The following is a 10873-nucleotide window of genomic DNA, read 5'->3' as shown; positions in this document are numbered from 1 at the left end:
CGACGTGGTTTAAATGGTGAAAGCTACTTTACCGACGCTGCCTCATTTTTTGGCCACACGACTCAGTGCATATCCGACTTGTCCACACCCTCATAGCTTAGCTGCTAGCGTGCTTCACCGGTCGGTACAAACAACGGTATCTTTGGCGTGACGGGAATTTATTTCTGAAATGAACTCAATCGCTTAGATTTATACTGTAAGTCCCTCCTCCGCTACCACCTCGCATCCTAATGATTGAGCAATCCTGCTTTTTCAGATGTTTGCCGCAGCCATGGCTGGGCCGGTTTTCGGGGACCGAACGCCAATCCCTCATTCGTAGGTCCGCTCCCAAAGCGAAATCCTTGCCGCCGCGAGGGATCGTCAAGACGCCTGCCCGCCGGGCGCACGAGAGACCTGGTTGAAGGCGCGGAACTGCCTCACTAGCTGCTAATCCCGCCATCTCGGCGGGAAGAACGGCTTAGGCAGTGGCCTCGTCGATCGGTCTCGACCTCGCCAAACACGTGTTCGAGGTCCACGGTGTCGACCAGGAGGGCGCAATCGTCCTTCGCCGGAGGCTGGACGGGCGGAGGTCATCAGAGTTTCTGATCTGGCCGGACACATGACTGCTGCCGATCAGGTCATCATCCCCCCAAACCTCTGGACCCGCGGGCGCCGTCCACACATACACCTAGGCCTCTCGAGCCGCTTCTCTGAGACAGAAGACGCGGGCCCGGCCTGCGAAGGACGGGCCGGCGTCCGATTCCAATTTCGTCTGGCCGCGCGTTTCGGCTCGTGTTTCGCTCTGCGGCGCGCCCCTTAAGATCAGACAAAGCTGGAGTGCGGATTCTTGGATGATCCCTATGCGACGCTCGGCCTCGCCAAGGACGCCAGCGCGGACGACATACGCGCGGCCTATCGCAAACTCGCAAAGCAGCACCATCCGGACCTCAATCCGGGGGACGCCCAGGCTGAGGAGCGCTTCAAAGCGATCTCGGCTGCGCACGCCTTGTTGTCCGATCCGGAGAAGAAGGCTCAGTTCGATCGCGGCGAGATCGACGCATCCGGAGAACCGAGCCGCGCCTGGCGGTCCTATCGCGACCACGCCGAGGGGAGCGCCGGACGCCGTTACAGCCGCGGCCCCTCGGCCGAGGGTTGGGCCGCGGACGACCTCGGCGATCTTTTCGGCTCGATGTTCGGCGGCGGCCGTTCCGCGGACGGCGAGATCAAGCTGCGCGGGCGGGACGAGTTCTACAGTCTTTCGGTCGCGTTCCTCGACGCCGTCAACGGCGCGACGCGCCGCCTGACATTGCCCGACGGCAAAACGCTCGACCTGAAGATTCCGGCTGGGATGGAGGACGGCCAGACCCTGCGTCTCAAGGGGGAGGGCGGCCCAGGCTGGAACGGCGGGCCGTCCGGCGACGCATTGGTGCAGTTGACGGTGGAGCCGCACCCCTATTTTACGAGAGAAGGGGACGACATCCGTCTTGAGCTGCCCGTCACGCTCAAGGAAGCCGTTCTGGGCGGTCCGGTCGAGGCTCCGACGCCTGGCGGCAGGGTGCGGGTCCGCGTTCCGGCGGGCTCGGACAGCGGGACCGAGCTCAGGTTGCGCGGCCGCGGCATCCCGGCGCGTCAGGGTCGGCCGGCGGGCGATCTTTACGCCGTCCTGCGGGTCAGGATCGGCAAGCCCGATCCCGAGCTCGAAGCCTTCCTGCGCGACTGGACGCCCGAGCACGGGACGAATCCGCGGGAGACCATGGAGGCGCGGTCATGATCGGCATCGACGACCTGGTCACGCGCTTTCCCGCCCTCCGGCAGGCCGACGTCGAGCGCTGGATGGCCCACTCCTGGGTGAGGCCGCATGTGACGGCCGCCGGGTCTTTGGCCTTTCACGAGATCGACGTCGCCCGCATCCAGCTCATCCTGGAGCTTCGCGACGACATGGAGATCGGGGAGGACGCCCTGCCTGTGGTGCTTTCGCTGCTCGACCAGCTGTTCGACGCGCGGCGGCGCATGCGCGAGCTGGACGACGCCCTTCAGAGAGTGGCGCCGGCTGAGGTGCGAAGGGCTCTCGCCGACCATCTCGCGCGGATCGCCTCAGGGCGGTCGTGAGCTAGCGAGAGCATGCGCCCTGCACCGAGCCCGGCGCTCTCTCCAGACGAGCGAACCCCGCAGATCGGCGGGCTGCGTCTCCGCCGGGTCAATCGCCTCTGCACCGCTTTATGCAGTCGTCGAACGCCGGGCCGAGACGGCTGATGCATTCGAAAGGGGTTTCGCCGCGCCGCATCGTCTCCGGCCGGCATTGCGGCATCAGCCAATTCGCGCACTGGCGACGGCAATCGCGATCGACGGCGTCCCTTCCAACGGGCGGGGCCTCGCCCATCGCAAGGGCATCCGCTCTCGCTTGATCCGCCGCCAGGACGATCGCCCAAGCGGCCATGAGCGACTTCAAGGCCCGACGAAACGCCACCCCGTGCTCCCCAGCATGCGAACTCAGATCAGAATGCCGTCGCCTGCGACCCTCATGGCTGACGCAGATCAAAGCATATCAGCCAGAAGGCCTCATTGCTTCTCGGACAGGCGCGTTCGACGCAGCGCCCTGAGAAGGAGGCGATAATGACTGATAAGTATCTGAGGAGCCTCGTCGTTGAGGAGCTTGAGTTCGAGCCGAGCATTGACGCGGAGCACATAGGCGTCGCCGTCGAGAACGGCGTCGTCACACTGAGTGGTCACGTCGGCAGCTATGCCGAGAAGGTGGCGGCGGAGCAGGCCGTCAAGCGCGTGAAGGGGGTCAGTGCGATCGCGCAGGAGATCGAGGTCCGCTACCCGAACGACAAGAAGACCGCGGACGACGAGATCGCCAAGCGCGCCGTGCAGATCATCTCCTGGCACGCTCAGGTTCCGGAATCGGTCAAGGTCAAGGTCGAGAAGGGTTGGGTGACGCTAACTGGAAAAGTCGACTGGCAATATCAGCGTCAGGCGGCGGAGTCGGCCGTGCGCAAGCTGACCGGCGTGGTCGGCGTCTCCAATCTGATCGACCTCGCCGACGCCGCGAAAGCGATCGACGTGAAGCAGAAGATCGAACAGGCCCTCAAGCGTAACGCCGAGCTCGACGTCAACGCGATCCGGGTTTCCGTCGCCGGCGGAAAAGTCAGCCTGGAGGGCAAAGTTCACACTTGGTACGAGCGCAACCTCGCCGAGCGAGCGGCATGGTCCGCGGCCGGAGTGAAGTCGGTCGACGACAAAATCAGCATCGCGGTCTGAGAAACGAGAAAGACTGGTCGGCTCCGTCTGCCGTCACGATACGTTAGGCGGGGCCTCTTTCCGAGGCTTTCATCTGAACATGATCAGCAGGGCCGTGCGTTCGACATTGATTAGCTTAGCCAAGTAGATCAGAGGCTTCGTACGCTGCGCTTGATCCGGATCATCGCGAGCGTCGAACGATGATGCTGTCATTAGGCTGTTCGCATGGCGACGACTCCCAGAAGGCTAAGGCGTTCTCGCGACGCGGGATCCTTCTGGGCTTGTCTAGTCGCCGGAGAGGACCGGTGGCCAAGTCACAAACACCGAGCTGGAAACTGCATGCGCTGCTCAGCGCCGGCGTGCTGGCCGCGCTTGCGTCCTTGTTCTTCCTCACGAGCGACAAGATCGAGGTTCTGACATACAGCGACTTCCTGAAGCAGGTGGAGGACCGCAACGTCGCCGACGTCGCCATCGGCGAGGACGTCATCTCCGGGACGCTGAAGACACCGCTGCCGGACGGCGCAAGGCGGTTCTCGACGCTCAAGGTCGACCAGCCGCTCGCCGACCGTCTGTCCCAGAACGACGTGAAGGTCGTCGGATCAGCGAGCGGCGCCTGGTGGTCGGCGCTGCTCGGCTGGCTCGTGCCGCTCCTGGCGTTCTATTTGCTCTGGCGGTTGGCCTCGCCCGGCTCGGGCGGACTTGGGGGCCTGATGACCGTCGGACGATCAAGCGCGAAGATTTACGCCGAGACCGACGTCAAGGTGACGTTCAAGGACGTCGCGGGCATCGACGAAGCCAAGGCGGAGTTGCAGGAGACGGTCGCGTTTCTGAAGGATCCGGCGAGCTTCGGCCGTCTCGGCGCGCATGCCCCGAAAGGCGTCCTTCTCGTTGGCCCTCCCGGGACCGGCAAGACGCTGTTGGCGCGGGCGGTCGCCGGCGAGGCCGGCGTCTCCTTCTTCTCGATTTCGGGCGCCGAATTCATCGAGATGTTTGTCGGCGTCGGCGCGGCGCGGGTGCGCGATCTGTTCGATCGCGCGCGTCAGGCGGCGCCCGCGATCATCTTCATCGACGAGCTGGACTCGCTTGGAAAGAGCCGGGCCGGCGCCAATTTGCCCGGCGGACATGACGAGCGCGAACAAACCGTCAACCAACTCCTCGCGGAGCTGGACGGCTTCGATCCGACCGTCGGGGTCATCCTGCTCGCGGCCACCAACCGGCCCGAGGTTCTGGATCCGGCCCTACTTCGCCCGGGCCGCTTCGATCGTCAGGTTCTGGTCGATCGGCCTGATCGGAAGGGCCGCAAAGAGATCTTGGAGGTGCATGCGCGAAAGGTCGCGCTGTCGGCGTCCCTCGATCTCGCCGAGGTCGCCGCGATGACCACAGGCTTCACGGGCGCGGATCTCGCCAACCTGGTCAATGAGGCGGCGATCGCAGCGACGCGGCGGGGCGGCTCGGACGTCACGATGGCCGACATGTCCGCCGCTCTGGAGCGGATCGTGGCCGGGATCGAGCGGCGCAGCCGGGTGCTCGGTCCGGCGGAGCGCAGGCGCGTCGCGTTCCACGAGATGGGACATGCGCTGGTCGCGGCGAACGTCCCTGGCGTCGATCCCGTGCTGAAGGTGTCGATCGTCCCGCGCGGCGTCGGCGCGCTCGGCTACACCATGCAGCGGCCGACGGAAGATCGATTTCTCGTCACGGCGAGCGAACTCCGCGGCCGGATCGCCGTGCTCATGGGCGGTAGGGCGGCGGAGGCGCTAACGTTCGACGGCGACGTTTCGACCGGCGCCGCCGACGATCTCCAGCGCGCCACCGAGGTCGCGCTCGACATGATCACCCGCTTCGGCATGAGCGAGGAGCTCGGCCAGCGAGTCTATCTTCCGCCCGCCAATCCGTTTCTTGGCCAGCTTGGCGTCGACCGGCCGAACGCGTCGGAGGCGACCCAGCGCGAGGTGGATCTCGCCGTCAAAGCTGTCGTCGCTGAGGCTTTCGAGCGCGCCAAGTCGATCCTCGCGGCGCGGTCCGCCGAACTCGAGCGCGGGGCGCAGTTGCTGCTGGAGAGGGAGACGTTGACGGCGGCCGACTTCCCGCCGATCGCCGCTCAGGATCGGCGCGCGCGCGAAGCCGCGTGAGCGGCTCCGCCGCGCTTCGCTCAGATGCGTTTCGATCTCAGTCGTGGCGAGATGCGCAATAGGCTTGGCGATCTCGGCGGTGAGCCGGTAGCGCGCACCCGCGTGAGGCGGCGGAGCGCCGCGATGAATGGGCGCATCAGGATCAGGTCCGCGACGTCGCAGGCCCGCGCATAATCATCCGTTTGGCGAGTTCGGCCGCGATCAGATAGCCGCAGCTGATGGCCAGCATGGCGGCAAGCGCCGGCGCGCCGGGATTTGCAAAACCGAACAGCGATCCGAGCGGCGCCAGCGCGAGGGCGATCGCGCAGCCGAGCGCGCCGAGCGACGACGCGATGAGGAGAGGGTGAGGTCGGGTCGCCCAGCAGGGGCCGCCTGTCCTGATGACGAAGACCACCAGGATCTGCGTGATCATCGACTCGATGAACCAGGCTGTCTGGAAAGCCGCCTCCGGCGCCCCGAACGCCAGTCGGAGGATCGCGAACGACGCCAGGTCGAAGGCCGAGGACAGAAGTCCCATGATCAGCGTGAAATGGTAGATGTGCGCGATGTCCCATCCATGCGGCGCGCGCGCCTCGTCAGGGTCGACCGCGTCATAAGGGATACCGGCTTCGCTGACGTCGTAGAGCAGGTTGTTCAGCAGGACCTGCACTGGCGTGAGCGGTAGGAACGGCAACGCGATCGACGCGACCGCCATCGAAATCATGTTCCCGAAGTTCGATGACGTCGCCATCCGGATGTATTTCAGGATGTTCGCATGGGTCCGCCTGCCCTCGGCGACGCCTTCGGCGAGCACGCCGAGATCGGCTTCGAGCAGGATAAGGTCGGCGGCCGCGCGAGCGACGTCGGTCGCGCCGTCGACCGAGAGGCCAGCGTCCGCCGCCCTGATCGCCGGCGCGTCGTTGATGCCGTCGCCAAGGAAGCCAACTGTATGTCCGGCTTGTGAAAGCGCCCGGACGACGCGCACCTTCTGGTCGGGATCAAGGCGCGCGAACAGATCGACGCTGGCCGCCCTCTCGGCGAGGGCTTCATCCCCGAGAGCCGCCACCTGATCTCCGGTCAGCACGGTCGACGCGTGCAGTCCGACCTCGCGGGCGACATGGGCCACGACCGCCTGGGCGTCGCCGGACAGGATCTTGACGCGCACCCCCATCCCGGCCAGCCGCGCGATCGCGTCACGGCTCGTCGGCTTCACGGGATCAGCGAAGAAGCAGAGACCCTCGAGCGCGAGCTCGCGCTCGTCGGCTGGAGAGAGCGTCGGGGCGTCCGACTCCGCCGGCGCGCGCGTCGCCACCGCCAGGCAGCGCAAGCCCTGCGACGCCGCCTGATCGACGACGTCCGCGACACGCATGCGCGCGTCGTCGTCAAGCTCGCGCCACGCGCCCGCCCGCCTGACCGTGCTGCAGACCGCGAGCACGGCTTCCGGCGCTCCCTTCACGATGATCAGTCGTGCGCCTGCTCTCTCCGCGAAAACCGAAGATCGCCGCCTTTGAAAATCGAACGGCGCCGCGGCGAGCGCCCGCCAATCCTCGCCGGATGGGCCCGCCGCGGACAGCGCCTTGTCGAGAGGGCTGTTGTCCCCGCCGAGACGAGCGCTCGCCGCGGCGAGCGCGAGCACCTGCGCGCTTGGCTGGCCGTCGATGTCGAGCGCGGAGGTCAGTCCGATCCGCGCCGCGGTCAGCGTCCCGGTCTTGTCCGTGCAAAGCACGTCCATCGCTCCGAGATCGTGGATCGCGGACAACGTCTTGCAGATGACGCGTCGCTCGGCCATCCGGACGGCGCCGCGCGAGAGCGTCACGGTGGTGACCATCGGCAGGAGTTCGGGCGTCACGCCGACGGCGAGCGCCAGCGCGAACAGGAAGGCCTCCATCAGGGGGCGGTCGAACGCAATCTGAGCAGCAATTACGAAAAGTGACAGAAAGATCGTCAGTTTGACGATCAGCCGACCGAGATCTGTGAGACCGCGCTGGAATGCGCTCGCCGGTGGCTCGGTCTCGAGCGCGGCGGCGACGCGGCCAAGAGCGGTGTCCGCGCCCGTGACGGCGGTCAGCATGACGCCCGACCCGCTGACCAAACTCGCGCCGGCGAACATGACGTCATAGGCCTCGGCGGGCGTGGCGGCGCCGCTCGGACCGACACGCTTCTCCACCGGGTAGGGTTCGCCCGTCAGCGCGGCCTCGTCGACCCTCATTGACCGGCTTTCGACCACCCATCCGTCGGCCGGCACGATGTCGCCCGGCCGCAGTTCGACGACGTCGCCCGGAACCAGTTGCGCGACCGGAACTTCGGCCACGACCCCGTCGCGCATGACGGCGGCGCGCATTGCGACCGAGCGCTTCAGTTTGTCCGCGGCGGCCTCGGCTCTCCGGTTCTGCCAGATCTCAAGCGCGATCGAGAGCAAGATGACGACAGCGATGATGCTGCTGCTGACGAAGTCCCCGACGCTCCCGGCAAGCACGGCGGCGATCAGCAGGAGCGCGACCAGCGGCTGCGTCAGTCGACGCCACAGTCCGCGAACGACGCCTTCGCGGCGATCCGGGCGCATCTGGTTCGGTCCGTATCGCTCGAGGCGCGCCCTCGCTTCCCGGTTCGACAGGCCCGACCGCGACGTCGCGAGGCGCAGGAAGGCTTGCGGAAGCGCGATCGACCAGAAGGAGTGCGGCTCGGCGCTTCCGACCCCGCGGACAGCGAGTGGCAGGTCGTCGCTCATCGCGGCGAGTCGGACTGGTTTGTCAGGACGATCGAGACCCGCGCGGCGAGCACGAGGCCGGCGGCGTCGGCGCCCGATATCTGGCCGCGGGCGGCCCTCACGGTGAGCGCCGCCGCATCCAGCGTCGGACGCCACCGCACACTGCCGCACGCACAGAGCCAAGGAACGCCCCCGCTTGCAGATCGATCCGACACACCGCGCAGCCTTCGATCCTGAGGTGGACGGGATGGGGCTCTTCGAATCTTGGCCGCTCGCCGGGTGCGCTGAGCGCCATGACGCAAATTCTTAGACCGGCCGCCATCTCGATCAGGTGACGAGCCGTGAACTCGCCAAGATCTCGGGACGCGTGGCCGTGGCCTTGGCAGGGGGCTCGTCTCGCCCACTCCGCCCGGCGGAGCGCGGCGGTCCGGAAGGCGTGATCCAGCCAGGGCGCCGTGAGCAGCATGTTGAACCTGGCGGCCTCCGACGCCCCCCATGTTCTTTGCCAGCTCCTCAGCTTCGCGCCAGTAGTCGGCCGCGGCGTCCTTCAGGAAGCTGCTCCCGGCCGCTATGACAGAACGTAGCGTTCTTTCACGCTCTCGATGATGCGCCTTCGGCTTTCGGCCGTTGGCAAACCGGTCTGAGACCCGATCTCCGCCGCCGTCCTGGCGAGCTGTTCGTCCCGGATCACGTTCAAGAACCATGCGGCGAAGTCTCCGGATCGGAGGTGCCTCAACCAAACACCGTCTTCGACGGCGGCGGCGAGCCGAACGAAGTCGTTCAGGTTCTTCGCGCAAGGCGCGTCTTCGCCCAAGTGGCCAAATCGAAATCCCTTCAGGCGTCCGACGTCGCCCGCGGCGTATTTGCCGCGATGCCGATTGTGCGGCTGGGCTGGCGCTCTGTTTGGAACGATGCGCGCGGGCCCGGAGTCTTTCACCCTCCAGAAAAGAAACTCTCCTGCGTTCGGAACTGGCCCCCGCGGCGCCGCCACGCCATTCACTTCAGCGATTGCGGCGAACGCCGACTGCACGGGGCCGGCGCCCAACACCACGTCGATCTCGGCGAGCGCCGCCCGAGCGACCAGCTCAGGTTTCACGGTAATCAGCACGACGCCAGGAATGCGGCTCAGCAGGGCCTCGCCGTGCTCGGCGTCGCTGCGCGGAAGGAAATGATGGGCCTCGTCGATCAGCAGGAAGTGCGGGCGCCCGGTCTCGTGTCGAAGCTCAAGCAGAGCTCGCAAGAACGTTTCGAGTAAACGCTGCCGTTCATCAAGCGTCATCGCGATCGTGTTGACCACGAGGTTGAGGCCCGATTCCCGGAGGAAATGAATCGCCCGCTCGGTGGAGGGAGGCGTCGCGCCGTCTCCCAGCCTGATCGCGTCGCGAAGGTTCTCGTAGTCGCCTTCCGGATCGATGACGCAGAACTCGAACCGCTTATCGACTAGCAGCTCCGTGAACCGCGTGGCGAAGCTGGATTTCCCGCATCCTGAAGGGCCGACGACGAGCGCCGTGTCCGTAGGCAGCAGATAAGCCGGCGCGCCGTCCCGATCGGGTCCGATGTCCACGCCCAGGCGGGACAGCGGCGCGACGCCCATGTCTCGAGCCTGGACCTCCCGCAGGAGCTCGACGACGCCAGCGCCGTGATCCGACTTCAGCCTGATATCCGCGCTTTCGGCGACTGTTGGGAGTGCGTTCGCCACGGCGGCGGAGCAGCCGCAGGCCGCCATGAAGCCGTAATCATTCTCCGCGTCGCCGACCGCGACGACGTTGTGCGGTGACAGGTCAAGCTCGTCGAGCGCGGCTTTGAGGCCGCTGGTTTTGTTGACCCCCGGCGGCAACACCATGACGGCGGCCTTGTTGAAGGTTATCTGCAGATCGAGGTGAAGCTCCTGGATAGCCTGGAGGATCGCGGTCTCATGCGGACGCCACGTGGCGACGATCGTGCGGCCGACCGATATCGGCGCCACGTTCTTCTCCATAAGCTTTCTGACGAACTCCGCCGGAGGAGGCGAGCCGAGGAGGCGCTCTCGCCCGCTCTCCGAATCGTAAAGCAAGCCGCCATTCTCGGCGATTACACGGTCGAACAGCGGCAGATCCGGGAATGATCGCCTCAAGTCGTCCAGTTCTCGTCCCGTGACCAGAAGCAGCCGCCGCCCTGAGCGCTTGAACGCCCGGAGAGCCTCAAGGGTCTCTGCGCTCACGACGCCTTGGTCTGCGAGAGTGCCGTCGTAATCGGCTGCCAACGCCAAGAAATACACGGCGAGCTCCGATCTCAGGCGCCGCGCCGATAGCCTTTAGATCCGCGGCTCGCGTACTCTGTGGTGAGCGTCATGAGCCGCTCGAGAGTTCGGAGAACGACGAGTTCAACGAGCGGCCGGTTTGACCCCACGCCATATGGCGTCTCTGCGGCCTCCATGGGACCGCACGTCCCTGACGGCCAGCGGAAGAACGATCGGTTCGTCCTTGGCTCGCCGCCGGCTCGCCCGCGTGACCCCGGTGCCCCATGGCCTGATCGACGCGCAACCCAATTAATCCGTCGCCGTATGCGTCGGCAAAGATGGGAATTGCTGCGAGATCGAGGTCACCTGCAATCGGCGCGGAGCGGACCCCCGGGAATGCACTCAAGCTCATCACGACTCCCCCCGCTTGGGTCGGCGCACTCGCCGACCAGGCGAGATTTGACACTGCTCGCGAGACGCGCCTTGATCGAGATCACACGCCCAGCACCCGCGCTCGGTCCGGATCATTGCGATGATCAAGGGCGATGCTGCGTTGAACGATCACCGAGACGGTAGCTAAAATCACATGGGCTTGTTCAGGGCCCGAGCGAGCCGGCGCTT

6 protein-coding genes are annotated in these 10873 nt (G+C 66.1%); 4 read left to right on the top strand and 2 right to left on the bottom strand.

The features are described from left to right. The first annotated feature begins 826 nt into the window (after positions 1-826). The 4 genes from EK403_RS18140 to ftsH all read left to right on the top strand — a co-directional run bounded on the left by EK403_RS18140 (position 827) and on the right by ftsH (position 5348). Positions 827-1750: a DnaJ C-terminal domain-containing protein gene (locus EK403_RS18140; protein ID WP_128778871.1), complete on the top strand. Its 924-nt coding sequence runs from the start codon at positions 827-829 to the stop codon at positions 1748-1750. Continuing rightward, complete coding sequence (locus tag EK403_RS18135; protein WP_128778870.1) at positions 1747-2088, top strand: chaperone modulator CbpM; 342 nt, start codon at positions 1747-1749, stop codon at positions 2086-2088. Before EK403_RS18140 ends, EK403_RS18135 begins: the two co-directional genes overlap by 4 nt. A gap of 504 nt (positions 2089-2592) precedes the next feature. Beyond that, positions 2593-3240: a BON domain-containing protein gene (locus EK403_RS18130; protein WP_128778869.1), complete on the top strand. Its 648-nt coding sequence runs from the start codon at positions 2593-2595 to the stop codon at positions 3238-3240. Between the two features lie 284 nt (positions 3241-3524). Further along, positions 3525-5348: an ATP-dependent zinc metalloprotease FtsH gene (gene ftsH / locus EK403_RS18125; RefSeq protein WP_428979628.1), complete on the top strand. Its 1824-nt coding sequence runs from the start codon at positions 3525-3527 to the stop codon at positions 5346-5348. A 142-nt stretch (positions 5349-5490) separates the two neighbouring features. Here ftsH and mgtA read toward each other — a convergent pair whose 3' ends face one another. Then, positions 5491-8055: a magnesium-translocating P-type ATPase gene (gene mgtA, locus EK403_RS18120; RefSeq protein WP_128778868.1), complete on the bottom strand. Its 2565-nt coding sequence runs from the start codon at positions 8053-8055 to the stop codon at positions 5491-5493. Positions 8056-8602: 547 nt separating this feature from the next. Continuing rightward, positions 8603-10291, bottom strand: a complete 1689-nt coding sequence (locus tag EK403_RS18115) for an HAD-IIB family hydrolase (protein WP_128778867.1) — start codon at positions 10289-10291, stop codon at positions 8603-8605. Positions 10292-10873: the final 582 nt, after the last annotated feature.

The organism is Hansschlegelia zhihuaiae, assembly GCF_004103825.1.
GTDB lineage: Bacteria > Pseudomonadota > Alphaproteobacteria > Rhizobiales > Methylopilaceae > Methylopila > Methylopila zhihuaiae.
Note: the sequence above shows the minus strand (reverse complement) of the source record. Positions and strands in the feature narration are given on the sequence as shown.

Bases quoted from the DNA above. Each gene is read 5' to 3' on its own strand.
- EK403_RS18135 (WP_128778870.1), top strand. From the start codon at position 1,747: ATGATCGGCATCGACGACCTGGTCACGCGCTTTCCCGCCCTCCGGCAG.
- EK403_RS18130 (WP_128778869.1), top strand. From the start codon at position 2,593: ATGACTGATAAGTATCTGAGGAGCCTCGTCGTTGAGGAGCTTGAGTTC.
- mgtA (WP_128778868.1), bottom strand. From the start codon at position 8,055: ATGAGCGACGACCTGCCACTCGCTGTCCGCGGGGTCGGAAGCGCCGAG.